Below are 22,883 nucleotides of genomic sequence, written 5' to 3' on the forward strand. Positions count from 1 at the left end.
AGCCTGTGCGATCGACCTCTTGAAACCGAAAAACTGCGCCCCAAATCCTTGAGCGAAGGCGCTGGATGTCCGGGCCTTCCGGCCGCAGGCGAGGCCGAACGGCTCGCCGCAGGTCGATCATGACGCAACCTTGCTTAGCCAAGAAGGATGTGACCGCACATGCGTACTCTCGACTTTTCCCCGCTCTACCGCTCCGTCGTCGGCTTCGACCGTCTGGCCGGCCTGCTGGAAACCGCCGCGGCCGACGCCGCCAGCGGCTATCCGCCCTACAACATCGAGCGCACGGGCGATAACGCCTACCGGATCGAGATCGCCGTCGCCGGCTTCCGCGCCGACGAGCTGACCATCGAGGTCAAGGAGAACCTGCTCACCGTCCAGGGTCGCAAGGCGGCCAATGACGAGACCCGCCGGTTCCTGCACCGCGGCCTGGCCGAACGCGACTTCGAGCGCCGCTTCCAGCTGGCCGACTATGTGGTCGTGACCGAGGCCCGCCTCGCCGACGGCCTGCTTTCGATCTCGCTCCGTCGCGAGCTCCCGGAAGCCCTGAAACCCCGCCAGATCGAGATCGCCACGGGCCCGGCCCAGGATCTGATCGAAGGCGAGAAGGCCGCCTAAGTCCCTCCCCCCACAAGGCTGTCTTCACCCTGCAGGCGGCGCGGAAACGCGCCGCCTCTTTCTTTGAGCGGAGAGGTTTCAGGCGCCGAGGGTTTCCAGACCGAGCGCCAGCGACAGGTCCGCGCCGCGGAGGCTCGCCCCGCGCATCATGGCGCCGGAGAAGTCGCAGCCGCGGACATCCGCCTCGTCGAGGATGGCGCTGGTCAGGTCCGCTCCTTGCGCGTTCACATAGCGCATCCGCGCATGATGCAGGTCGCCGCGGTTGACGCGGTCGGCGCTGAGCGGCAGCGGCCCGAGGATCGCCTCGCGCAGGTCGGCCTTGGTGAGCTTGGCGCCGGCGAGCTTGGCCCCGCGCAGGTCCGCGCCCCGCAGGCAGACCCCGCGCAGGTCGGCGTCCTCCAGATTGGCGCCCTGCAGGTGGACGCCCGCAAGGTCCAGGCCCACCAGGATCGCCCCCTTCGCGCTCATCACGCTGAGACGCAGGCCCCGCAGGCGCTGGTCCAGCGGCCGCAGGTCCTTGCCGTCGAAGCAGGCCGGCTTGCCTTCCCGACCGCCGGTCTTGCACCAGGTCTGGTTGGCGAGCGCCATCTGATAGTGGTCGCCGGCGAGGTCCATCGCCTCCTGGTCGGGCGCCGAAAGCGCCCCCTCCAGATTGGCGCCGGAGGTGCGCGCCTTGCGGATATCCACGCCCGTCAGGACCGAGTCGGCCAGTTGCGCGCCCTCGAGGTTGGCGCCCGCCACGTCGGCCCAGTCCATCATGGCGCCTTCGAGATTGGCGTCCTTCAGATTGGCGCGGTTGAGCTTGGCGCCCCGCAGCGAGCAGTCGGTGAAGTCCGTCGCGAAGGCGCTGACCTCCTCGAGCTGCGATCCGTCCAGGGTCGCGCCGGTGAGCTTGGCGTGGTCGAGCTCGCCCGAACGCTGGTGGTGGATCAGCGACGCCAGTCCCTTGGAGGGGTGGGGCACGGCGACCTGGCCGACGCGGAAGTCGGCCTGGGTGAGGTTCGCCTGGGTCAGGTCGGCGCCGCGCAGGCAGGCGCCGCGAAGGTCCGCGCGGCTGAGATTGGCCCGCCGCAGGTCGGCCTTGCGCAGGTCGCAGCCGAACAGGTTGGCGCGCTCGAGCTTCGTCCCGACGAGCTTGGCGCCATCGAAGATCGAGGCCGACAGGTCGGCGTCGCAGAGGTTGCGGCCCGAGAGGTCGACGCCCGTGAAGTCGATGAAGCGCAGGGCCGCCAGCTTTCCGCCCGGCCGACCGGTGATGAACCGCTCGTGCGCGGCGAGGACCATCTCGATCTCACCGAGGGAGAGCTTCCTGCGACCGGAAAGAGCGACGGCGGCCGACACGGGCGTTCCTATCTCCATGTGAACGATTGTCGCGGCAATCTGCCGCACAAGTTCAAAACCAAGAGTTAAGAGAACGACGTTCTCTAGATGACGTCGGCCAGGCCCCGGGCGCCGGCGCGCTTCGCACGCGTGAGGTCGATCTGCTTGAGCTGCGCGCCGGTGAAGTTGGCGCGTGAGAGGTCGGCGTCCACGAGGACCGCCTGCCGGAAGTCGGCGCGGGCGCAGTCGGTGTTCTTGAGCGCCGCGCCGGTGAGGTTGCTGGGAAGCAGCCGGTTGGAGCCGATGAGCAGCGGGCCGAGTTGCGCGTCGCGCAGATCCGCGCCGGAGAGCTTGGCGCCCATCAGTCGCGCCCCGCGCAGGTCGGCGCGGCGGAGGTTGCAGGCGCGGAGGTCGGCGCCGTCGAGCTGCGCCCCCTGCATCTGCACGCCTTCCATGTCGAGGCCGTAGAAGACCGCGCCCTTGGCCGAGAGGGCCGTCAGGTTGAAGCCGCGGATCGTCTCCAGGGCCCGCAGGTCGGCATTGTCGAAGACCGACGGGCTGCCTTCCGCTCCGCCGGTTTCGCACCAGCGGGCGTGCTCGCGGATCATGGTCTTGTAGGGCAGGTCCGCCACCGCCATGCCGGCCGGCGCGTCGGTCAGGACGCCCTCCATCTCGGCCTTGCTGACGTTCCAGGCGAAGGTCTTGGCCCCCACGAGAATGGCGTCGCGCAGGTCGGCGCCAGCGAGGTCGGCGCCGGACAGGTCGGCCCCCTGCATGTTGGCGCCGCTCATGTTCGCCTGCTTCAGATTGGCCCGGACCAGCTTGGCGTCCTTGAGCACGGCGTCGGAGAAGTCGGCGCGGGCGGCCATCACGCCCGAAAGGCGCGAGCGCTCGAGATTGGCCCCGGCCAGGACCGCGCCCTGCACCTCGCCCGCCCGGGCCAGGTGTTCGAGGATGCGCAGGCCGTGGTCGCGGTCGGCGGCGGCGATCGAGCCTTCGCGAAGGTCGGCCTCGAACAGGTCGGCGCCGGTCAGGTTCGCGCCGCGCAGGCAGGCGCCGCGCAGGTCGGCCCGCCGCAGGGAGGCGTCGACGAGATTGGCGCCCTGCATGTCGCAGCCGAACAGGTTGGCGTTGTCCAGGCGCGCGCCCTGCATCGTGCATTCGTTGAGGCAGGCGCCGGTGAAGTCGGCGTCCGACAGGTTGCGCCCGCGCAGGTCGACGCCGGTCAGGTCCTTCCAGGCGAACACCGCCCGGGCGCCGCCGGGGCGGGAGGTCCAAAGACGGTCATGCTTGGCGCACACCGCATCGACCTCGGCCTGGGTGAGGCGCCGGAGTTCGGGGATCGAGGCGGGGCGGGCGGAGAGCATGGGGGCCGGTTGCAGCGAGCGTCGCCTGAGCCTACGGCCGCAAGATTAACGAGCCCCTTCCGCGTCTTAGCCTTTTGCCGGGCGATAGGCCTCGTAGAGGCGCGCGGCCTCCGCCTCCAGCAGCCCCCATTCCACGGCCACGCCGGCGGCCCGCAGATGGGCGGGTCCCTGCTCGGCGGCGAAGACGGAGGCGTCACGGCTGGCGATGACGACCCGCGCCACGCCAGCCTCCGCCAGGCGGCGGGCGCAGGAGGCGGCGCCGGAGGAGCGGACGCCGCAGGGTTCGAGCGTCACATAGGCCGTGGCGCCCGCCGCCTGGCCGCCGGCCGCGGCCAGGGCCAGCTCCTCGGCGTGAGGCCGGCCGCCATCGCCCGTGGCGCCCTCGCCCAGCACCCGCTCGCCGGCGGCGATGACGCAGCCGACGGCGGGGTTGGCCCCTGTCCGCCCGAGCTGGCCGCGCGCCAGTTCGATGGCGCGGCGCATGTGCGAGATGTCGAGCGCCCGGCTCAACCGACCGCCGGCAAGGCCTGGGCGCGGCTCTCGTCGAGATAGCGCGCCGACACCGGCTTCAGGTCGTCGGTAAGCTCGATCAGCAGCGGATTGCCGGTGGGGATCTCCACGCCGACGATGTCGTCGTCGCCGACGGCGAAGAGGAGCTTGACGATGGCCCGCAGGGAATTGCCGTGGGCGGCCACCAGCAGGGTCTGCCCGGCCTTCAGGTCCGGCGTGATCTGCGCCTCCCAGTAGGGCTGCACGCGGTCGAGCGTGGTCTTCAGGCTCTCGGTGTCGGGCAGGACGGCGCCGGCGTAGCGGCGATCCTTGGAGAAGTCGAACGCGCCGCCGGGCGCGAGCGGCGGCGGCGGCACGTCGTAGGATCGGCGCCAGATCTTCACCTGCTCCTCGCCGTGCTTCTCCGCCGTCTCGGCCTTGTTCAGGCCGGTCAGGCCGCCGTAGTGGCGCTCGTTCAGCCGCCAGTCCTTGACCTCGGGCACATAGGCCTGGCCGGCCGCGGCGAGCGCCAGCCAGCAGGTGCGGATGGCCCGCGTGAGCACCGAGGTGTAGGCCCGGTCGATCTGCAGCCCCGCGGCCTTGATCAGCTCGCCGCCCTTGGTCGCCTGGGCCTCGCCCTCGGCCGTCAGGTCGACATCGACCCAGCCGGTGAAGCGGTTTTCCAGATTCCATTGGCTCTGGCCGTGACGCAGCAGGACGAGGGTCGGCACTGGGAGATCTCCTTGGGCGGCGGGACGCGTTCCGGCTAGGGCGCGGCCTTGCCGCCGTCAAGGCGCAGAGCGCCCGAACGCCATGGCCCCGACGCGGGCGAGGCGCTATACCGAACCGCGATGTTCGACCGTCTGTTCTTCCCGCTTCTGGGCCTGGCGACCGTGCTGACGGTGGCGCTGGCCCTCGTCTGGCCCCAGGGCCTCGGCGCCCGCTCGCCCGGCCCCTTCGGCCACACGCCCGTCCTGCAGACGCCTGAGATGCAGGCGGCCATGAAGCGGCAGACCGAGGCCTCGCAGCGCCGCATCGAAGCCGCCCGTGAGGCGGTCCAGGACCTGCAGACCCAAGCCGTTACACCCGATCCATGACCGCAAGCTTCGACGCCGTCGCGGTGGGCCGCCGCGTTCTGGCCACCGAGTCCTCCGCCCTGGCCCTGCAGGCCGACGCGCTGGACGGCGATTTCACCGCCGCCGTCGACCTGCTGTTCGCCGCCCGCGGCCGCATCGCCTGCACCGGCATCGGCAAGTCCGGCCACGTGGCGCGCAAGATCGCCGCCACCTTCGCCTCCACCGGCACGGCGGCCTTTTTCGTCCACGCGTCGGAGGCCAGCCACGGCGATCTGGGCATGATCGGCCAGGACGACGTGGTGCTGGCCCTGTCGAAGTCCGGGGAAGCGCGGGAGCTGGCCGACATCCTGGCCTACGCCAAACGCTTCCGAATCCCGCTGATCGCCCTGACCGCCGTGCGCGAGAGCACCCTCGGCGCGGCCGCCGACGTCATCCTGCAGCTGGCCGACGGCGCGGAGGCCACGGCCGAGGTCAACGCCCCGACCACCTCCACCACGCTGCAGATCGCGCTCGGCGACGCCTTGGCCGTGGCGCTCCTGGAGCGGCGCGGCTTCACAGCCGGCGACTTCAAGACCTTCCATCCCGGCGGAAAGCTGGGCGCCATGCTGCGCACGGTCGGCGACCTGATGCACGGCCCGGGCGAGCTGCCGCTGGTCAGCCACGACACGCCCATGCCGCAGGCCCTGCTGGTCATGACCGAAAAGCGCTGGGGCATCGTCGGCGTCACCGATGCGGACGGCCGCCTGGTCGGCGCCGTCACCGACGGCGACCTGCGCCGCCATATCGACGGCCTGCTCTCCCACACTGCGGGCGAGGTGATGACGCCGGGGCCGAAGAAGACCGTGCCGCCGGGCATGATGGCCTCCGAGGCCCTGGCCCTGATGAGCGATCCTCCGCCGTCCGTCACCGTCCTGTTCGTGGTCGAGGACGACCGGCCCGTAGGCATTCTCCACGTCCACGACCTGCTTCGGGCAGGCGTGATGTAGCAACCGTCGCGAACCCACAGTAGAGGCTGCGCGTTCGGCTAGCCTCCAGGCTTGATTTCCACCGAAAGCTGTTTCGACCCACCTGCGGAGCCCAGATGCTGTCAGCCCCTCGCGCCGACCTCGCCGTGAACACCCTCGCCTACGAGACCCAGCCGCTGGTCAAGGCGACGGGCTTTCGCGAATACGACGCCCGCTGGCTCTTCGGGCCGGACCTCAACCTTCTGGGCGTCGAGGCGCTGGGCCTGGGGCTGGGCACGCTGATCCACGAGATGGGCCAGAAGAAGATCGTGGTCGGCCACGACTTCCGCTCCTACTCGCTCTCCATCAAGCAGGCCCTGACCCTGGGCCTGGTGGCGGCCGGATGCGAGGTTCTGGACATCGGCCTGGCGCTGTCGCCCATCGCCTACTTCGCGCAGTTCGACCTCGACGCCCCCTGCGTGGCCATGGTCACCGCCAGCCACAACGAGAACGGCTGGACCGGCGTGAAGATGGGGGCCCAGCGCCCCCTGACCTTCGGCCCCGACGAGATGGGCCGGCTGAAGGAGATCGTGCTGTCGGGCAAGTGGGAGCAGCGCCCCGGCGGCAGCCTCACCCACGTCTCCGGCGTCACCGAGCGCTACATCGAGGACGTGGCCAGCCGCGCCAGCCTGAAGCGCCCGCTCAAGGTGGTCTGCGCCTGCGGCAACGGCACGGCCGGGGCCTTCGCGCCCGAGGCGCTGCGCAGGATGGGCGTGGCCGTCGTCTACGAGATGGACTGCGAGCTGGACTGGACCTTCCCCAAGTACAATCCCAACCCGGAAGACCAGGAGATGCTGCACGCCATGGCCAAGGCCGTGCGCGAGTACGGCGCCGATGTCGCCCTGGGCTTCGATGGCGACGGGGACCGCTGCGGCGTGGTCGACGACGAGGGCGAGGAGATCTTCGCCGACAAGATCGGCCTGATGCTGGCGCGCGACCTCTCGGCCCTGCACAAGGACGCCACCTTCGTCGTGGATGTGAAGTCCACCGGTCTCTACGCCACCGACGAGGTGCTGAAGGCCAACGGCGCGACCACCGTCTACTGGAAGACCGGCCACTCCTACATCAAGCGCAAGACCGCCGAGCTGAAGGCCCTGGCGGGCTTCGAGAAGAGCGGCCACTTCTTCTTCAACGATCCCATCGGCCGCGGCTATGACGACGGCCTGGTGGCGGCTGCGGCCATCCTGTCGATGCTGGACCGCAATCCCGACAAGAAGCTCTCGGACCTGAAGAAGGCCCTGCCGGTCGCCTACACCTCTCTGACCATGTCGCCGCACTGCCCCGACGAGGAGAAGTACGGCGTGGTCGACAGGATCGTCAGCGAATACCAGGCCCTGCGCGACCAGGGCGGGACGATCCTGGGCCGCAAGATCGTCGACCTGATCACGGTCAACGGCGTGCGCGTGGCCCTGGAGGACGGCTCGTGGGTGCTGGTGCGCGCCTCGTCCAACAAGCCGGAGATCGTGGTGGTGGTGGAGAGCACGTCGTCGGCCGACGACATGCGCGCCCTCTTCCGCGAAGAGGTCAAGCCGCGGCTGGCCAAGCATCCGCAGGTGGGCGCCTACAATCAGGAAGTCTGACATGCGTCAGGGATCGGCTCACCGTTCGGTGGGTCGATCCGGACGCACGATGCGGGCGAAATCAGCCCAGGGCGAAGAGGCTGATCAGCTGCTGGCCGATGAAGACGGCCCCGGCCCAGAAGGCGGCGGCGAGGAATCCGACGAAGGCGAGACAGGCCACCGAGGCTGCGCCCCGCTGCGTGCCCGTCGCCCTACGCCCTGCAATGGCAGAGTCGCGAGCCATGACGTTTCTCCCAGTCATTCTATGTCTCCGGACCGGTCGAGCGGCCAGGACATTACGAGACTGACATAATTCGCCGAGGCTGAACAGGGTTGCTGAAAGCCTTCCGTCAGGCGGCGGCCTGACGCACCACGCCGGCCAGTTCGTGGACGATCTCGAAGATCAGTTTCTCGTCGTCGCCCTCCGCCATGATGCGGATCAGGGGCTCGGTGCCCGAGGCGCGGACGAGCAGGCGCCCGCCGCCGTTCAGCCGCTCCTCGGCCTGGGCGATGGCGCCCTTCACCTTTTCGCTCTCCAGCGGGCGGCCGCCGCCGAAGCGCACGTTTTCGAGGAGCTGGGGCACCGGCTCGAACTGGCGGGCCAGCGCGCTCATCGGCTTGTCGGCCTCCTTGAGCACGGCCAGCACCTGCAGGGCGGCCAGAAGCCCGTCGCCCGTCGTGGAGAAGTCCGACAGGATCACGTGGCCGGACTGTTCGCCGCCGAGATTGTAGCCGCCTTCGCGCATGCGCATCATGACCGAGCGGTCGCCCACCGGCGTGCGCTCGAGCTTCAGCTGCCGCGCCGCCAGGAAGCGCTCGAGGCCGAGGTTGGACATCACCGTGGCGACCACGCCGCCGCCCGCCAGCCGGCCGCGTTTGGCCCAATGGTCGGCGATCAGCGCCATGATCTGGTCGCCGTCGACCACGCGTCCGGTCTCGTCGCAGATCACCAGGCGATCGGCGTCGCCGTCCAGCGCGATGCCGATATCGGCGCGATACTCCTTCACCATCTTGGCCATGGCCTCGGGATGGGTGGAGCCGCACTCGCTGTTGATGTTGAAGCCGTTCGGCTCGACGCCCAGCTTGATGACCTCGGCGCCCAGTTCGTAGAGGGCCGTCGGCGCCACCTTGTAGGCCGCGCCATTGGCGCAATCGATGACGATGCGCAGGCCGTTCAGGCCCAGCCGCCGCGGGAAGGTGGCCTTGGCGATCTCGACGTAGCGGGCCTGCGAATCGTCGATGCGCGAGACCCGGCCGAGCGCCTCGGGGGCGGCCAGCCGCTCCTGCAGCCCCTCGTCCATCAGGGCCTCGATTTCCAGCTCGCGCTCGTCGGAGAGCTTGAAGCCGTCGGGACCGAACAGCTTGATGCCGTTGTCGGAAAAGGCGTTGTGCGAGGCGCTGATCATCACGCCCAGATCGGCGCGCATGGAGCGCGTCATCATGGCGACGCCCGGCGTCGGCATGGGCCCCAGCAGCCGCACGTCCATGCCCACGCTGGCGAATCCGGCCACCAGCGCAGGCTCGATCATGTAGCCGGACAGACGCGTGTCCTTGCCGATGACCACGAGGTGGCGGCGCTCGTCCCTGGACATGAAGACCTTGCCGGCGGCCATGCCGACCCGCAGGGCGACCTCGGCGGTCATCGGATGGCGATTGGCCTCGCCCCGAATGCCGTCGGTTCCGAAGTAGGCGCGCTTGGACATGGTGGAACTCACGAAAAGATCGGAAACCCAGATTTAGTCGACCCCGCGTTTGCGAATGCTAAAGGCGGCGCGGGGCGAGAGATTAGACATGTCGGGCGATCCCGACAAAGCGGAGTGAGGTTTGGCCCATGTGCGGGATCATCGGCATCGTCGGCAAGAGCGAGGTCCAGGACCGCCTGGTCGAGAGTCTCAAGCGCCTGGAGTACCGCGGCTATGACTCGGCGGGCATCGCCGCCCAGGTCGACGGCCGCCTGCAGCGTCGCCGGGCGCCCGGCAAGCTGCGCGAACTGGAGGCCGTTCTCGCCGCCGATCCGCTGCACGCCACCACCGGCATCGGCCACACCCGGTGGGCCACCCACGGCGCGCCGACCGAGCGCAACGCCCACCCGCACATCGTCGGCCGGGTGGCGGTGGTCCACAACGGCATCATCGAGAACTTCGCCGAGCTGAAGGCCGAGCTCACCGCGGCCGGCCGGACGTTCGCCAGCGACACCGACACCGAGGTCGTCGCCCACCTGCTCGATTCCAACCTGGAAAAGGGCCTGTCGCCGCTCAAGGCCTTCCAGGCGACGCTCGACCGGCTGAACGGCGCCTTTGCGCTCTGCGTGCTGATCGGCGGCGAGGACGAGGTGATCCTGGCCGCCCGCAATGGCCCGCCCCTGGCCCTCGGGTATGGGCAGGGCGAGATGTTCGTCGGCTCCGACGGCCTGGCGCTGGGCCCCTTCACCAACCGCGTGGCCTATCTTGAGGACGGCGATTTCGCCCTCGTCGACCACGAGGGGGCCCAGGTGTTCGACGAAACCGGCGCGCCGGTCACCCGCGAGATCAAGACCGTTCCGGCCTCGGCCGTCCTCATGGAGAAGGGAAACTACCGCCACTTCATGGAGAAGGAGATCCATGAGCAGCCGGAGGGGTGCCAGCACACGATCTCGGCCTATGTCGACGCCCTGACCAGCCGCGCGAAGCTGCCGGGCGGCGTCGACTTCGCCGGCCTGGAGCGCATCCAGATCGTGGCCTGCGGCACCTCCTATATCGCCGGCATGATCGGCCGGTACCTGATCGAGCAGCTCGCCGACCTGCCGGTGGACGTCGAGATCGCCTCGGAGTTCCGCTACCGCCAGCCGGCCCTGCGCTCCGGCGCTCTGGTGATCGCCATGTCGCAGTCGGGGGAGACCGCCGACACCCTGGCGGCCCTGCGCTACTGCCAGGCCAAGGGGATGAGGAGCGCCGCGGTGGTCAACGCCACGGAGTCGACCATCGCCCGCGAGTCCGACGTGGTGTGGCCGATCCACTGCGGGCCGGAGATCGGGGTGGCCTCCACCAAGGCCTTCACCGCCCAGGTCAGCGTCATGATCGCGCTGGCCATCGCCGCGGCGAAGGCCCGGGGCCGCATCGACGAGGCCGAGGAGGCGCGGCTGGTCAAGGTGCTGCTGGGGGCGCCGCGGCTGATCGCCGAGGCCATCGGGCTGGAGGACGCCATCCGCGACATCGCCGCGGAGATCGCCAAGGCCAAGGACGTGCTCTACCTCGGCCGCGGCCCGATGTCGGCGCTCGCCCTGGAAGGGGCGCTGAAGCTGAAGGAAATCAGCTACATCCACGCCGAGGGCTATGCCGCCGGCGAGCTGAAGCACGGCCCCATCGCCCTGGTGGACGACCGCACGCCGATCATCATCCTGGCGCCCTATGACGCCTGGTTCGAGAAGTCGGCCTCGAACATGAGCGAGGTCATGGCCCGGGGCGGTCAGGTGGTCTTCATCACCGACACCGAGGGGGCGCGGCACGCGCCGGCCGGCGCCAAGGTGGTCGTCACCGCACCGTCGTCGGACCCGCTCATCTCCAGCCTGGTGATGTCGGCGCCGATCCAGCTGCTGGCCTACCACGTGGCCGTGCAGAAGGGGGCCGACGTCGATCAGCCCCGCAACCTGGCCAAGTCCGTCACGGTGGAATAACGCCCGCCCCGCGCGGGGCGGAGCGGGCGAATTCGGACCTTACGGGGTCTCCGTCGCCGGAGACGTCGCGTTCGGGTCGGTCATGGCCGGGTCGTTGACCGGCGGCGGCGTCATGCCGTCCGGGCCCACGGCGCCGTCGGCCGGAGGCGTGGTCGCCATGCCGTCGGTCGTGGCCGGCGGGGCGGCCATCGGATCGGCGGCCATGGAGTCGGTCGCTTCCGGCATGGTTTCGGTGGTCTCGGCGGCGTCGTTGTCACCGCAGGCGGCGAGCGAGACGGCGGCGACGGCGCCGGCGAGAACGGTGGTCAGAGTGCGGATCTTCACAGTGGAATGCTCCCCTTGGGATTGGCCCCGGTGGCGTTAACTCCCGGCCGCCCGGCTCTGTTCCCAATTTCGTGATCGTCAGGAGGCGCCCGGCCACCCACCGGCAGGTTTCGCCGTTCGGTGGTGGATTTCGCCTGACGGCTCGGCTAGGCGAACAGGGGTCGTAGAGGCGCTGGAGGACGGAATGAGCGGACGGGTTCGTAAGGCTGTGCTGCCAGTGGCGGGGTTGGGCACGCGGGTGCTTCCCGGCGCCAAGACGACGCCCAAGAACATGCTCAACGTCGTCGACCGCCCCATCCTGTCCTACATCGTCGAAGAGGCCCGCGCCGCAGGCGTCGAGCACATCGTCTTCATCGTCGGCCGCGGCCAGGGGGCCATCGAGGACTATTTCGATTCCTCGCCCGAGATCGAAGGCGCCCTGGAAGCCAAGGGCAAGGCCGAGATCCTGGCGGACGTGCGTCGCGACCTCCCGAAGCCCGGCCAGATGAGCTTCGTGCGCCAGATGGCGCCGCTCGGCCTCGGCCATGCGGTCTGGTGCGCCCGCGACATCATCGGCGACGAGCCCTTCGCCGTCATGCTGCCCGACATGCTGATGGCCGCCGACACCCCCGCGCTCGCCCAGGCCGTGGCGGCGCACGACAGGGTGGGCGGCAATATCGTGGTGGTGGAGCCGGCGCCGGAAGGCGAGGCGCACAAGTACGGCATCGTCGACCTGGAGAGCCAGGACGGCCGTCTGAACAAGATGCGCGGCATGGTCGAAAAGCCGGCGCCCGGAACCGAACCCTCCAACCTCTTCATCAGCGGCCGCTATGTCCTGCAGCCCGACATCTTCCCCCTGCTCGAGAAGCAGGGAAAGGGGGCCGGCGGCGAGATCCAGCTGACCGACGCCATGGCCGAACTGATGAAGATCCAGTCGTTCCACGCCCTGGAATATGAGGGCGTGACCTATGACTGCGGGGACAAGATCGGGCTGCTGCGAGCCAATGTGGCCTTCGCCCTGCGCCGGCCCGACCTGGCCGATTCGGCGCGCCGGGCCATCACCGAACTGCTCTGAGCCGGCCGCGGTCGATCCTACGACGGAGCCCTTAAGGGATCACGGCGCTTTCACATTGCGCCGGCGTTTGTTAGCCGTGGCGCAAGTGACAACTGTACGGATCGGAGCGGCGATGCGCGTACTCATCCTCGGCGGAGACGGATTCTGCGGCTGGCCCACGGCCCTGCATCTCTCGGCCCGCGGCCATGACGTGGCCATAGTCGACAATCTGTCCCGGCGCAGGATCGACGGCGAATTGGGGGTCCAGTCCCTCACGCCCGTCCGCGACATCGAAGAGCGGATCGCCGCCTGGAAAGAGGTTTCGGGCAAGGCGATCGACTTCCATCGCCTGACGGTGGGCAAGGACTACGATGGTCTCCTGGCCCTGCTGAAGGGCTGGAAGCCGGACTCCATCGTCCACTTCGCCGAACAGCGCGCCGCGCCCTATTCGATGAAGTCGGCCCAGCACAAGCGCTACACGGTCGACAACAACCTGAACGCCACCAACGACGTCCTGGCGGCGATCGTTGATTCGGGCCTCGACATCCACCTGGCCCACCTGGGCACCATGGGCGTCTACGGCTACGGCACCGCCGGCGCGGCGATCCCCGAGGGCTATCTGACGGTCAAGGTGGAGACCCCGGACGGCTGGGTCGAGCGCGAGATCCTGTACCCGGCCAATCCGGGCTCGATCTACCACATGACCAAGACGCAGGACGCCCTGCTCTTCCAATTCTACGCCAAGAACGATCACCTGCGGATCACCGACCTGCACCAGGGCATCGTCTGGGGCACCCAGACCGAAGAGACCCGCAAGGACGAGCGGCTGATCAACCGGTTCGACTATGACGGCGACTACGGCACGGTCCTGAACCGCTTCCTGATGCAGTCGGCGGTGAACTATCCGCTGACCATCCACGGCGCCGGCGGCCAGACGCGGGCCTTCATCCACATCCAGGACACCGTGCGCTGCGTCGAACTGGCGCTCGCCAACCCGCCGGCCCGCGGCGAGCGGGTGAAGGTCATGAACCAGATGACCGAGACCTGGCGCGTGCGCGACCTGGCGCAGATGATCGCCCGCCTGACGGGGGCGGAGGTGGCGCACCTGCCCAACCCGCGGGCGGAGGCCGACGAGAACGACCTGGTGGTCGAGAACAAGTGCCTGCTCGACCTGGGCCTCAACCCCATCACGCTGGAGGACGGCCTCCTGATGGAGGTCGCCGAGATCGCCCGCGCCTACAAGGACCGGGCGGACCTGACCAAGGTGCCCTGCGTCTCCCACTGGAACGCCGAACGCGCCGCCGCGGCCGCAGCCCAGGGCAAGGCGGTGGCGGCCGAATAGGTCCGTGCGTCTCCTCGTCTTCGGCTATGGCTTTTCGGCCGCCGCCGTCGCGCGGCGGCTGGGGCCGCAGGGCTGGGAGATCGCCGCCACCCTCCGCAGGCCGGAAGACGCCGGGCGGCTTGAAGCCGAGGGCGTGGTCCCCGTCCCGCTGGCCGAGCCTGCGCGGCTGGTCGCGGCGCTGAAAGACGCCGACGCGGTCCTCGTCACGGCGCCGCCGGACGCCCAGGGCTGTCCTGGCCTGCGCACGCTCGTTCCCGCCATGGCCCGCGCCCAGGCCTTTCCCGACTGGCTGGGCTACCTCTCGACCACCGGCGTCTATGGCGACCGCCAGGGCGGCTGGGTCTTCGAGCAGGGCCGGCTGGCGGCCCAGTCGATGGAGGGCGCGCGGCGGGTCGCGGCCGAACGGGACTGGCTGGACGTCGGCAAGGGCATGGGGCTGACGGTGACCGTCTTCCGCCTGCCGGGCATCTATGGCCCCGGCCGCTCGGCCTTCGATCGCCTTCGCGAAGGCCGGGCGCGCCGCATCTCGACTCCGGGGCAGGTCTTCTCGCGCATCCATGTGGACGACCTGGCCGGCGGCCTGGCGGCCTCCATCGCCCGCCCCAGGGCCGGCGGGATCTACAATCTCTGTGACGACGAGCCGGCGCCCAACAGCGAGGTGGTGGCCTATGCCGCCCACCTGCTCGGCCAGGCGCCGCCGCCGGAGGTGAGCCTTGAGGACGCGCGCCTGCCGCCGGCCGCGCAACGCTTCTACGCCGAGAGCAAGCGGGTCTCGAACGCCCGCGCCAAGGCCGAGCTCGGCTGGCGGCCAACCTATCCGACCTATCGCGAGGGCCTCGCCGCCGTGCTTGCGGCGGGCAGCTAGGCGAACTCCTCCACCGCCAGCCGCAGGCGCGCCAGGTCCGGGTCGCGCGACAGCCGATGGTCGCCGTCCTTGATCAGGTGGAAGACCAGATCGCGGCTCTTGATCGCCTGGGCGAGTTCCAGGGCGTGGCGCCACGGAACGTCGGGATCCTCGCCGCCCTGCAGGATGCGCACGGGCGCCTCGATCGGAACAGGGCCGGGAAGGATGGACCAGCGGGCGCCGTCCTCGAGCAGGGCCCGCGTGATCGGATAGGGCTCGCCATAGTCCGAAGGCCGCATCCAGACGCCGGTCTCCTCGAGACTCGCACGCGCTGCGGCGTCGATTTCCGGCCCCATCAGCTTCTCGGTGAAGTCCGGCGCGGGGGCGACGAGCACCAGCCCGGCGATCCGGTCGGACCGCACCATGGCGCAGAGGCAGGCGATCCAGCCCCCCATGGAGGAGCCGACGGGGATCACCGGCCCCGGCGCCAGTTCGTCGAGCACCGCCAGGGCGTCCTCGCGCCAGCGGGTGATCGTCCCGTCGCGGAAGTCGCCCTCCGACTCGCCGTGGCCGAAATAGTCGAAGCGCACATAGGCGCGGCCCCGCTCGGCCGCCCACCGGGCCAGGGCCTCGGCCTTGGTCCCGGCCATGTCGGAGCGGAATCCGCCCATCCACACAACGGTCGGGCCCGCGCCGTCGATGCGGCGCCAGGCCAGCCTCGCCCCGCCGGGGCGCTCGAGCATTCCAGTCGTTTCGCGCATGAGGCTCTATAGCCCCTCGCCCCGCCTCCGTCACAGGCGGTGCAGGGTTTACCCGCCCGCCGGGTGCGCTATGCAGGGCGCCGTGACTTTGCCGCCGGACTTCACCCTTCTTCAGGTCGTGCCCGAGCTCGACACCGGGGGGGCCGAACAGACCACGATCGACGTCGCCCAGGCCGTCGTCCGCGCCGGGGGCAAGGCCCTGGTGGCGACGCGCGGGGGGCGCATGGCCGCGCGCCTGGAGAGCGACGGCGGTCGCCTGGCCCAGATGCCGGTCCAGTCGAAGAACCCGCTGGTGATGCTGGGCAACGCCGCCCGCCTCGCGGACCTGATCCGCAGGGAGAAGGTGAGCCTGGTGCATGCCCGCTCCCGCGCGCCGGCCTTCTCGGCCCTGTGGGCGGCCCAGGCGACCGACACGCCCTTCGTGGCCACCTATCACGGCGTCTACAACGCCAAATCCGGCCTCAAGCGCTGGTACAACGCCGTGATGACGCGGGGCGACCTGGTCATCGCCAACTCCGACTTCACGCGCGACCATGTGCTGAAGGAACACGGCCTCGATCCGGCGCGGATCGTCAGCATTCCTCGCGGCGTGGATCTGACGCGGTTCAATCCCGGCTGGGTGACGCCCGAGCGGATCGGGGCCCTGCGCGCGGCCTGGGACGCGCCCGAACGGCGCGACCTCACCACCTTCGTCCTCGCCGCCCGCCTGACCCGCATCAAGGGCCACGCCACCGTCATCGAGGCCGCGCAGAAGCTGAAGGCGCAGGGGCGGACGGACTTCCGCATCCTTTTCGCCGGCGACGACCAGGGCCGCACGGACTATCGGCAGGAGCTCCTCGCCCAGATTTCGCAGGCCGGGCTTTCCGAAGAGATCCGCCTGGTCGGCCATTGCGATGACATGCCCGCCGCCTACATGCTGGCCGATGTCGCTCTGCTGTCGTCCATCGTCCCGGAATCCTTCGGCCGTACCGCCGTGGAGCCGCAGGTGATGGGCCGGCCGGTCATCGCCTCCCGGCTGGGCGGGATGACCGAGACCGTCCTGCCGGGCGAAACCGGATGGCTGGTCCCCCCCGGCGACGCCGAGGCCTGGGCGGGCGCCCTGAAGCGGGCGCTGGAGGCCGGCCCCGCCCGGCTGGCCGCCATGGGCCAGACCGCGGCCAACCGGGCGCGTCAGCTCTATTCGGTCGACGCCATGTGCGCGGCCACACTGGAAGCCTATGAACGCGTGCTGGAGGCGCGCCGCTGATGGCCAGCAAGGAGATCAAGAAGGTCCTGGTCATCAAGCTGTCGGCCATGGGCGACTTCATCCTGGCCCTCGCCGCGGCCAAGAGGATCCGCCAGGCGCACCCGAAGGCGCGGATCACGCTCCTGACGACGCCGCCCTTCGAAGGGCTGGCCAAGCTGTGTCCCTACTTCAACGAGGTGGAGACAGACGGGCGGCCGGAGGGGCTGGGCGATTGGCTCACCCTGGTGGGCCGGCTGCGGAAGGCGAAGTACGACCGCGTCTATGATCTCCAGACCTCCTCGCGGTCCAACATGATCTTCCACGGCCTGCAGCCGTTCGCGCCGGAGTGGTCGGGGATCGCGCTCGGCTGCGCCCTGCCGCACAGGAATCCGCGCCGCGACCGCATGCACACGCTGGAGCGGCACGCCGACCAGTTGAAGGCGGCCGGAATCTGGCCCGATGCGCCGACCGAGCCGGGCAGCGCGCCGGGGCCCGACGTCTCGTGGATCCTGCGCAAGGCGCCGCCGGAACGGCCGGTGGCCGGCGGCATCCAGCCGCGGCCCTATGTGCTGATGGCGCCCGGCGGCTCGGCCCACCGCCAGGACAAGCGCTGGCCCGTCGAGAAGTACGGCGAACTGGCCAAGGCCCTCTATGACCGCGGCTTCGACATCGTCGTCATCGGCGGACCGCAGGAGAGCGCGCTCGCCCGCGCCATCCAGAAGCATGTGGGCAAGGCGCGCGACCTGACGGGGCGCACCGACCTCGCCCGCGTGGCCATGCTCGGCGCCAAGGCGGCCCTGGTCGTGGGCAACGATACGGGGCCCGTGCACCTGGCCGCCGCCGCCGGGCCGCCGACGATCGTGCTGTTCTCCAAGGCCTCGGATCCGATCCTGTCGGCGCCGCGCGGACATGTGGCCGTCCTGCAGGCGGAAAACCTCGCCGACATGCCCGTGGCCCAGGTTCTGCAGGCGGCCTCCGCCCTGGCCCCTGCGCCGACGCTCCGGGCGAACGCTTGATCGCCAGAGGCCGCGCGGTCATATATTGAGCGTGTATGGTCGGAGCGTCTCGCGTGCGAGTCGTTCCTGGCCAGGCTGATTTTGCTGAAACTGACCTAGGAGCTTTGCCTATTCGCCGCCCCATGCAGGCGCCGCCCCAGAAAGAAGGGCCGCGCATCAATGAGGACATCCGCGTTCCGCGCGTCCTGCTCATCGACCAGAACGGTGAGAAGCAAGGTGTGATGCCGACCTCGGCCGCCTTGGAAGCCGCAGCGGAAGTGGGTCTCGATCTCGTGGAGATCGTGCCCAATGCGGATCCGCCCGTTTGCAAGATCCTGGACTACGGCAAGTTCAAGTTCCAGGAGCAGAAGAAGAAGAACGAGGCGCGCAAGCGGCAGAAGGTGGTGGAGATCAAGGAGATCAAACTCCGCCCCAACATCGACACGCACGACTACGAAGTGAAGTCGCGCTCGATGCACCGCTTCTTCGAGGAAGGCGACAAGGTCAAGGTCACCCTGCGCTTCCGCGGCCGCGAGCTGGCCCACCCGGAACTCGGCATGAAGCTGCTGCAGAAGGTGAAGGCCGACTTCGAGGAGGTCGCCAAGGTCGAGTACGAGCCCCGTATGGAGGGCCGTCAGATGATCATGATCCTGGCCCCCCGCTAGCGCGCGGCCGATCAGATCGAGGCAGAGGGCCGGCGGCGACGCCGGCCCTTTTCTTTCGGCCCGTCGCATACCCGTTTTTCGGAACACTGGCGCGGCGGGGACACGGCGACGGCGATTCGGAAAATCCGCCCACGACGCCGTTACGTGACCCCTTGCCGCCGGATCGGGCTCAGCCTAACACCGCCGCCATGCTGGGGACTGCGTCACGTGCGGCGACTCCGTCCGCAATGGCTGCGCCATCGCTGATCGCCGTCATCTTCATCAATATGCTGGGCTTCGGAATCATCGTTCCGTTGCTGCCCTTCTACGCCAAGTCGTTCGACGCTCCGGCCTGGCAGATCGCGCTCGTCTTCTCCGCCTATTCGGCCGGCGCCTTCTTCGGCGAGCCCTTCTGGGGCCGGCTGTCGGACAAGTACGGCCGCAAGCCGATCCTGATCAGCACCATCGCCGGCAACTGCCTCTGCTATCTGGCCCTCGCCTTCGCCCCCAGCGTCTGGGTGGCGCTCGGCGTCCGTTTCCTGGGCGGCCTGGCGAGCGGCAACGGCTCGGTCATCCAGGGCTACATCGCCGACGTCACCCCGCCCGAGAAGCGCGCGCGGCGGATGGCCTATATGGGCGCGGCCTGGAATGTGGGCCTGATCGTCGGTCCGTCCGTCGGGGGCATCTTCGCCCACCCGGAGGCCGGTCCCCTGGGCTTCCGCCTGCCCCTGCTGATCGCCTCCAGCCTGGCGGCCGCCTCGGCCCTGTCCATCCTGTTCTTCATCCGTGAGAGCCGCACCCGCCAGGAGGTCTTCGACCACCAGCCCAGCCGCTGGTCGGCCATCGGCGAAGCGGTCGGACATCCCGTCGTGGGCCGTCTCATGCTGCTGACCTTCATGGTCGGTTTCGCCTTCACCGGCGTGGAATCCATCTTCGGCCTGTGGACCCAGGCGAAGTTCGACTGGGGGCCGCGGGAGATCGGCGTCTGCTTCGCCTTCGTCGGCGTCTGCGCGGCGACGACGCAGATGTTCATCACCGGCCGCCTCTCCGAGCGATATGGCGAGGGCCCGATGCTCGCCGTCGGCATGGCCCTGACCCTCGTCAGCGCGCTGGCCCAGCCCTTCGCGCCCAACGGCGCGGTGGTCATCGCCCTGATGTGCTGCATGGCCGTGGGCCAGTCGGTGGCCTTCCCCAATGTCGGCGCCCTGATCTCGCGCACGGCCGACCCGGCCCGCACAGGGCAGATCCTGGGGCTGAACAACGCCATGGGCGCCCTCGCCCGGGTCGTGGGGCCCTTCTGCGCCGGCCTCGCCTTCGCCGGCGTCTCGATCAGCGGCCCGTTCTTCCTGGCCGCCCTGATGCTGGCGCCCGCCATCTGGCTCGCCCTGGCCGCCAGCCGCCGGGCCCCGGTCTTCGAAGCCAAGGTCGAGGCCCAGCTGGAGGCCGAAGCCAAGCCCTGCGGCAGTCACTCGTGACCGCGCCGGCGCCCGGGGACCTGCGGGCGCTGGTGGTGCTCCTGTCGGTCATCTTCCTGAACATGGCGGGGTTCGGGCTCGTCATCCCGCTTCTGCCGTTCTTCGGACAGGCCTTCGATGCGCCGGCCTGGCAGATCACCCTGATGTTCTCCGCCTTCTCGGTGGGCCAGTTCCTGGGCGAGCCCTTCTGGGGGCGGCTGTCGGACCGCCTCGGCCGCCGGCCGGTGCTGATCCTGACGACGGCCGGCGGGGCGCTGGCCTATGTCGCCCTGGCGCTCGCGCCCGGCATCTGGATCGCGCTCGCCACCCGCCTTGTCGGCGGCTTCATGTCGGGCAACATCTCGACGCTTCAGGGCTATCTGGCCGACATCACCCCGCCCCACGAGCGCGCTGGCCGCATGGGGCTCATGGGCTCGGCCTTCTCCATGGGCTTCATGGTCGGACCGGCCCTGGGCGGCCTGCTGGCGCGGCCGGACCTCGGGCCGACCGGGTTCCAGATTCCGCTCTTCGCCGCCGCAGGCTTCGGCCTCGCGGCGACCGCCGGCGTCTTCCTCTTCATGCGCGAGACGATCACGCCTCGGGCTGCGGACGCGCCCGCCGCGCACAGGGCCCCGCGAAGCGAGGCCCTGCGCATCGCCCTCGCCGATCCGGTCATCGCGCGCGTCTTCCTGATCAGCTTCGTGACCATTTCCGGTTTCGCCGGCATCGAGGCCACCTACGGGCTCTGGACCGAAGCGCGGTTCGGCTGGGGACCGCGGGAGATCGGCCTGGCCTTCATGCTGATCGGCGTCATCGGCGCGGTCGCGCAGGGGTCGCTCACAGGCCGGCTGGTCCGCCGCCACGGCGAGGGCCGGGTCCTGCTGGCCGGGCTGTGCCTGATGTTCGTCGGCATGCTGACCCAGTTCGCCGCCGTCGGCTGGCCCATGGCGGTGATCGGCCTGTGCATCGTGGTTCTCGGCCAGTCGGTGACCTTCCCCAACCTTGTGGCCCTGATCTCCATGGCCACCCCGGCCGAACGGCAGGGCGAGGTCCTGGGCCTGAACATGTCCAACAACGCGCTCGCGCGCATCGGCGGGCCGATCCTGGCCGGCCAGCTCTTTTCGCTGATCTCGCCCGGCGCCCCCTTCGCCCTGACCGCGCTGCTCATCCTGCCGGCCATCTGGCTGTGCCTGCAGATCATGGCGAGGGTTCCCGGCCGCAGCGCCTGAGGCCGGCGGCGGACTTGCCTTTTGCGCCCCGTTCGCGTACACGCCCCGCTCTTCGGAGCCGTCTGGCCAAAGGCATGCCAGGGCGGCTCATCAATACGCCAGAGGACGGGGCGTCCGCGCTCCGCAAGGGAAATGCCGAAACTGAAGACGAAGTCGGGCGCCAAGAAGCGCTTCAAGATCACCGCGACCGGCAAGCTGAAGGCCGGCGTGGCGGGCAAGCGTCACCGGCTGATCAGCCACAACGCCAAGTACATCCGCCAGAACCGCGGCACCAAGGTGATGAGCGAGGCCGACGCCAAGATCATCAAGACCTACCTGCCCTACGGCCTGTGATCGGGAGCGCATAAGATATGGCACGCGTGAAACGCGGCGTGGTCGCCCACGCCAAGCACAAGAAGGTTCTGGAGCAGGCCAAGGGCTTCTATGGCCGCCGCAAGAACACCATCCGGGCCGCCAAGGCCGCGGTCGACAAGGCCGGCCAGTACGCCTATCGCGACCGCAAGGTCCGCAAGCGCAACTTCCGTTCGCTGTGGATCCAGCGGATCAACGCCGCGGCCCGCCTGGAAGGCATGACCTATTCCCGATTTATCTTCGGCCTTGAGAAGGCCGGGATCGAAATGGACCGCAAGGTCCTCGCGGATATCGCGGGCAACGACCCGACCGGTTTCAAGGCCATCGCCGACAAGGTTCGCGCCGCGCTGGCTTGACGGGTCGATGGGAGGCTTTACGCCGCCCGCCATCTGACAATGAGCCCTCCGGCGGGAGCCGCCGGAGGGCTTTTTGCTGCCCGCCCTTCCCGCGCACACGACCACGCGATAGAGCACCCAGGCCATGACAGACCTCGACACGCTGAAGACCGAACTGACCGCCCGGGTGGACGCCGCCGGCGACATCGCCGAGCTGGAGGCGATCCGCGTCGCCGCCCTGGGCAAGAGCGGCCAGATCTCCGAGCTGCTGAAATCGCTGGGCAAGATGAGCCCCGACGAACGCCGCGAGAAGGGCCCGGCCATCAACGGCCTGCGCGACGCCGTCGCCGGACGCATCGCCGAACGCAAGGCTGCGATGGAGGCGGCCGAACTGGATCGCCGGCTGGCCGCCGAGACGGTCGACCTGTCCCTGCCCCCGCCGCCGCGGCGCAAGGGCAGCGTCCATCCCACCATGCAGGTGATGGACGAGATGATCGCGATCTTCGCCGAGTTGGGCTTCTCGGTCGCCGAAGGTCCGGACATCGAGACCGACTTCAACAACTTCACGGCGCTGAACTTCCCGCCCAAGCACCCGGCGCGGGAGATGCACGACACCTTCTTCATGGCGCCCGACGAGAACGGCGACCGAAAGGTGCTGCGCACCCACACCAGCCCCGTGCAGGTGCGCGTGATGCGTCAGCTGAACGAGAAGGTCCCGGCCTGGGTCGCCACCGGCCAGGAGCCGCCGATCCGGGTCGTCGTGCCCGGCCGCACCTATCGCTGCGACAGCGACGCGACCCACACGCCCATGTTCCACCAGATGGAGGGCCTGGTCATCGACAAGGCCATCCACATGGGCCACCTGAAGTGGACGCTGGAGACCTTCATCGCCCGCTTCTTCGAGGCCGAGGGCGTGGTCAGCCGCTTCCGCCCCCACCACTTCCCCTTCACCGAGCCCTCGGCGGAGATGGACGTGCAGTGCGACCGCTCCGGCGGGGACGTGAAGATCGGCGCCGGCGCGGACTGGCTGGAGGTGGTCGGCTGCGGCATGGTCCACCCCAATGTGCTGCGCAACTGCGGCCTCGATCCGGACGTGTGGCAGGGCTTCGCCTTCGGCTTCGGCGTCGACCGTCTGGGGATGCTGAAGTACGGCATGCCGGACCTGCGCGACATGTTCGCCAGCGACGTGCGTTGGCTGGGCCACTACGGCTTCTCGCCCTTCGCCATGCCCAATCCCGCCACCGGCCTGAGCTAGAGGCCGTTC

24 protein-coding genes are annotated in these 22,883 nt (G+C 69.6%); 16 read left to right on the plus strand and 8 right to left on the minus strand.

Features of this window, described 5'->3' with window-relative positions; all coding sequences use genetic code 11:
• The first annotated feature begins 159 nt into the window (after positions 1-159).
• On the plus strand, positions 160-615 hold the full coding sequence (locus tag H2041_RS05125; protein ID WP_293410176.1) for an Hsp20 family protein: 456 nt from the start codon (positions 160-162) through the stop codon (positions 613-615).
• A 78-nt stretch (positions 616-693) separates the two neighbouring features.
• Here H2041_RS05125 and H2041_RS05130 read toward each other — a convergent pair whose 3' ends face one another.
• The 4 genes from H2041_RS05130 to gpmA all read right to left on the minus strand — a co-directional run bounded on the left by H2041_RS05130 (position 694) and on the right by gpmA (position 4,522).
• Positions 694-1,956, minus strand: coding sequence for a pentapeptide repeat-containing protein (locus H2041_RS05130; protein ID WP_293410179.1), 1,263 nt, complete (start codon positions 1,954-1,956; stop codon positions 694-696).
• An 83-nt stretch (positions 1,957-2,039) separates the two neighbouring features.
• The gene (locus H2041_RS05135) at positions 2,040-3,302 is read right to left on the minus strand and encodes a pentapeptide repeat-containing protein (protein WP_293410181.1); all 1,263 of its coding nucleotides are present in this window, start codon (positions 3,300-3,302) and stop codon (positions 2,040-2,042) included.
• 66 nt (positions 3,303-3,368) lie between these two features.
• Entirely contained in the window at positions 3,369-3,812 is a 444-nt protein-coding gene (locus H2041_RS05140; protein ID WP_293410183.1) for a deaminase, read from the minus strand.
• Positions 3,809-4,522, minus strand: coding sequence for a 2,3-diphosphoglycerate-dependent phosphoglycerate mutase (gene gpmA / locus H2041_RS05145; protein WP_293410185.1), 714 nt, complete (start codon positions 4,520-4,522; stop codon positions 3,809-3,811). The genes H2041_RS05140 and gpmA overlap by 4 nt, the downstream gene beginning before the upstream one ends.
• A 120-nt stretch (positions 4,523-4,642) precedes the next feature.
• Between gpmA and H2041_RS05150 the strand changes: the two genes are divergently transcribed.
• The 3 genes from H2041_RS05150 (at position 4,643) to H2041_RS05160 (ending at position 7,451) form a co-directional block, all read left to right on the plus strand.
• Positions 4,643-4,888: a hypothetical protein gene (locus tag H2041_RS05150; protein ID WP_293410187.1), complete on the plus strand. Its 246-nt coding sequence runs from the start codon at positions 4,643-4,645 to the stop codon at positions 4,886-4,888.
• Entirely contained in the window at positions 4,885-5,853 is a 969-nt protein-coding gene (locus tag H2041_RS05155; RefSeq protein WP_293410189.1) for a KpsF/GutQ family sugar-phosphate isomerase, read from the plus strand. Before H2041_RS05150 ends, H2041_RS05155 begins: the two co-directional genes overlap by 4 nt.
• 95 nt (positions 5,854-5,948) lie before the next feature.
• Positions 5,949-7,451 carry a phosphomannomutase/phosphoglucomutase gene (locus H2041_RS05160; RefSeq protein ID WP_293410191.1) on the plus strand — a complete coding sequence of 501 codons (1,503 nt, stop codon included), beginning with the start codon at positions 5,949-5,951 and terminating at the stop codon, positions 7,449-7,451.
• Positions 7,452-7,512: 61 nt separating this feature from the next.
• Here the strand turns inward: H2041_RS05160 and H2041_RS05165 are convergent, their stop codons facing one another.
• On the minus strand, positions 7,513-7,674 hold the full coding sequence (locus H2041_RS05165; RefSeq protein WP_293410194.1) for a hypothetical protein: 162 nt from the start codon (positions 7,672-7,674) through the stop codon (positions 7,513-7,515).
• A gap of 106 nt (positions 7,675-7,780) precedes the next feature.
• The gene (gene glmM, locus H2041_RS05170) at positions 7,781-9,133 is read right to left on the minus strand and encodes a phosphoglucosamine mutase (RefSeq protein WP_293410197.1); all 1,353 of its coding nucleotides are present in this window, start codon (positions 9,131-9,133) and stop codon (positions 7,781-7,783) included.
• A 128-nt stretch (positions 9,134-9,261) separates the two neighbouring features.
• On the opposite strand from glmM, the gene glmS reads away from it, so the two are divergent.
• Positions 9,262-11,082 carry a glutamine--fructose-6-phosphate transaminase (isomerizing) gene (gene glmS / locus H2041_RS05175; protein ID WP_293410199.1) on the plus strand — a complete coding sequence of 607 codons (1,821 nt, stop codon included), beginning with the start codon at positions 9,262-9,264 and terminating at the stop codon, positions 11,080-11,082.
• Positions 11,083-11,121: 39 nt separating this feature from the next.
• Here glmS and H2041_RS05180 read toward each other — a convergent pair whose 3' ends face one another.
• Positions 11,122-11,406 carry a hypothetical protein gene (locus H2041_RS05180; RefSeq protein ID WP_293410201.1) on the minus strand — a complete coding sequence of 95 codons (285 nt, stop codon included), beginning with the start codon at positions 11,404-11,406 and terminating at the stop codon, positions 11,122-11,124.
• Between the two features lie 184 nt (positions 11,407-11,590).
• Between H2041_RS05180 and H2041_RS05185 the strand changes: the two genes are divergently transcribed.
• From H2041_RS05185 to H2041_RS05195, 3 genes are all read left to right on the plus strand, one after another.
• Positions 11,591-12,460 (plus strand): UTP--glucose-1-phosphate uridylyltransferase, encoded by an 870-nt coding sequence (locus H2041_RS05185; RefSeq protein WP_293410203.1) that lies wholly within the window; start codon positions 11,591-11,593, stop codon positions 12,458-12,460.
• Between the two features lie 112 nt (positions 12,461-12,572).
• Positions 12,573-13,781 (plus strand): NAD-dependent epimerase/dehydratase family protein, encoded by a 1,209-nt coding sequence (locus H2041_RS05190; protein WP_293410206.1) that lies wholly within the window; start codon positions 12,573-12,575, stop codon positions 13,779-13,781.
• Positions 13,782-13,785: 4 nt separating this feature from the next.
• Positions 13,786-14,646: an SDR family oxidoreductase gene (locus H2041_RS05195; RefSeq protein ID WP_293410209.1), complete on the plus strand. Its 861-nt coding sequence runs from the start codon at positions 13,786-13,788 to the stop codon at positions 14,644-14,646.
• Here H2041_RS05195 and H2041_RS05200 read toward each other — a convergent pair.
• On the minus strand, positions 14,643-15,386 hold the full coding sequence (locus H2041_RS05200) for an alpha/beta hydrolase (RefSeq protein ID WP_293410211.1): 744 nt from the start codon (positions 15,384-15,386) through the stop codon (positions 14,643-14,645). The genes H2041_RS05195 and H2041_RS05200 overlap by 4 nt on opposite strands.
• A gap of 82 nt (positions 15,387-15,468) precedes the next feature.
• On the opposite strand from H2041_RS05200, the gene H2041_RS05205 reads away from it, so the two are divergent.
• From H2041_RS05205 to pheS, 8 genes are all read left to right on the plus strand, one after another.
• On the plus strand, positions 15,469-16,632 hold the full coding sequence (locus H2041_RS05205) for a glycosyltransferase family 4 protein (RefSeq protein WP_293410213.1): 1,164 nt from the start codon (positions 15,469-15,471) through the stop codon (positions 16,630-16,632).
• Positions 16,632-17,627, plus strand: coding sequence for a glycosyltransferase family 9 protein (locus H2041_RS05210; protein ID WP_293410215.1), 996 nt, complete (start codon positions 16,632-16,634; stop codon positions 17,625-17,627). The genes H2041_RS05205 and H2041_RS05210 overlap by 1 nt, the downstream gene beginning before the upstream one ends.
• Before the next feature lie 122 nt (positions 17,628-17,749).
• Complete coding sequence (gene infC, locus H2041_RS05215) at positions 17,750-18,271, plus strand: translation initiation factor IF-3 (RefSeq protein WP_293410705.1); 522 nt, start codon at positions 17,750-17,752, stop codon at positions 18,269-18,271.
• A 188-nt stretch (positions 18,272-18,459) separates the two neighbouring features.
• Positions 18,460-19,725 (plus strand): MFS transporter, encoded by a 1,266-nt coding sequence (locus H2041_RS05220; RefSeq protein WP_293410218.1) that lies wholly within the window; start codon positions 18,460-18,462, stop codon positions 19,723-19,725.
• A complete protein-coding gene (locus H2041_RS05225; protein WP_293410220.1) occupies positions 19,722-20,933 on the plus strand; it encodes an MFS transporter in 1,212 nt (403 codons plus the stop codon). The genes H2041_RS05220 and H2041_RS05225 overlap by 4 nt, the downstream gene beginning before the upstream one ends.
• Positions 20,934-21,065: 132 nt before the next feature.
• Positions 21,066-21,266 carry a 50S ribosomal protein L35 gene (gene rpmI, locus H2041_RS05230; RefSeq protein WP_293410222.1) on the plus strand — a complete coding sequence of 67 codons (201 nt, stop codon included), beginning with the start codon at positions 21,066-21,068 and terminating at the stop codon, positions 21,264-21,266.
• 17 nt (positions 21,267-21,283) lie between these two features.
• Positions 21,284-21,640 (plus strand): 50S ribosomal protein L20, encoded by a 357-nt coding sequence (rplT, locus tag H2041_RS05235; protein WP_293410224.1) that lies wholly within the window; start codon positions 21,284-21,286, stop codon positions 21,638-21,640.
• 124 nt (positions 21,641-21,764) lie between these two features.
• On the plus strand, positions 21,765-22,874 hold the full coding sequence (gene pheS, locus H2041_RS05240) for a phenylalanine--tRNA ligase subunit alpha (protein ID WP_293410226.1): 1,110 nt from the start codon (positions 21,765-21,767) through the stop codon (positions 22,872-22,874).
• The last annotated feature ends 9 nt before the right edge of the window (positions 22,875-22,883 follow it).

This window comes from Phenylobacterium sp., from assembly GCF_013911965.1.
In the GTDB taxonomy this organism is placed as follows: domain Bacteria; phylum Pseudomonadota; class Alphaproteobacteria; order Caulobacterales; family Caulobacteraceae; genus Phenylobacterium.

Excerpts from the sequence above, each read along its gene's own strand:
- H2041_RS05125 (WP_293410176.1), top strand. The coding sequence starts at position 160 with ATGCGTACTCTCGACTTTTCCCCGCTCTACCGCTCCGTCGTCGGCTTC.
- H2041_RS05135 (WP_293410181.1), bottom strand. The coding sequence starts at position 3,302 with ATGCTCTCCGCCCGCCCCGCCTCGATCCCCGAACTCCGGCGCCTCACC.
- H2041_RS05150 (WP_293410187.1), top strand. The coding sequence starts at position 4,643 with ATGTTCGACCGTCTGTTCTTCCCGCTTCTGGGCCTGGCGACCGTGCTG.
- H2041_RS05155 (WP_293410189.1), top strand. The coding sequence starts at position 4,885 with ATGACCGCAAGCTTCGACGCCGTCGCGGTGGGCCGCCGCGTTCTGGCC.
- H2041_RS05160 (WP_293410191.1), top strand. The coding sequence starts at position 5,949 with ATGCTGTCAGCCCCTCGCGCCGACCTCGCCGTGAACACCCTCGCCTAC.
- H2041_RS05165 (WP_293410194.1), bottom strand. The coding sequence starts at position 7,674 with ATGGCTCGCGACTCTGCCATTGCAGGGCGTAGGGCGACGGGCACGCAG.
- glmM (WP_293410197.1), bottom strand. The coding sequence starts at position 9,133 with ATGTCCAAGCGCGCCTACTTCGGAACCGACGGCATTCGGGGCGAGGCC.
- glmS (WP_293410199.1), top strand. The coding sequence starts at position 9,262 with ATGTGCGGGATCATCGGCATCGTCGGCAAGAGCGAGGTCCAGGACCGC.
- H2041_RS05185 (WP_293410203.1), top strand. The coding sequence starts at position 11,591 with ATGAGCGGACGGGTTCGTAAGGCTGTGCTGCCAGTGGCGGGGTTGGGC.
- H2041_RS05190 (WP_293410206.1), top strand. The coding sequence starts at position 12,573 with ATGCGCGTACTCATCCTCGGCGGAGACGGATTCTGCGGCTGGCCCACG.
- H2041_RS05200 (WP_293410211.1), bottom strand. The coding sequence starts at position 15,386 with ATGCGCGAAACGACTGGAATGCTCGAGCGCCCCGGCGGGGCGAGGCTG.
- H2041_RS05210 (WP_293410215.1), top strand. The coding sequence starts at position 16,632 with ATGGCCAGCAAGGAGATCAAGAAGGTCCTGGTCATCAAGCTGTCGGCC.
- infC (WP_293410705.1), top strand. The coding sequence starts at position 17,750 with ATGCAGGCGCCGCCCCAGAAAGAAGGGCCGCGCATCAATGAGGACATC.
- H2041_RS05220 (WP_293410218.1), top strand. The coding sequence starts at position 18,460 with ATGCTGGGGACTGCGTCACGTGCGGCGACTCCGTCCGCAATGGCTGCG.
- rpmI (WP_293410222.1), top strand. The coding sequence starts at position 21,066 with ATGCCGAAACTGAAGACGAAGTCGGGCGCCAAGAAGCGCTTCAAGATC.
- rplT (WP_293410224.1), top strand. The coding sequence starts at position 21,284 with ATGGCACGCGTGAAACGCGGCGTGGTCGCCCACGCCAAGCACAAGAAG.
- pheS (WP_293410226.1), top strand. The coding sequence starts at position 21,765 with ATGACAGACCTCGACACGCTGAAGACCGAACTGACCGCCCGGGTGGAC.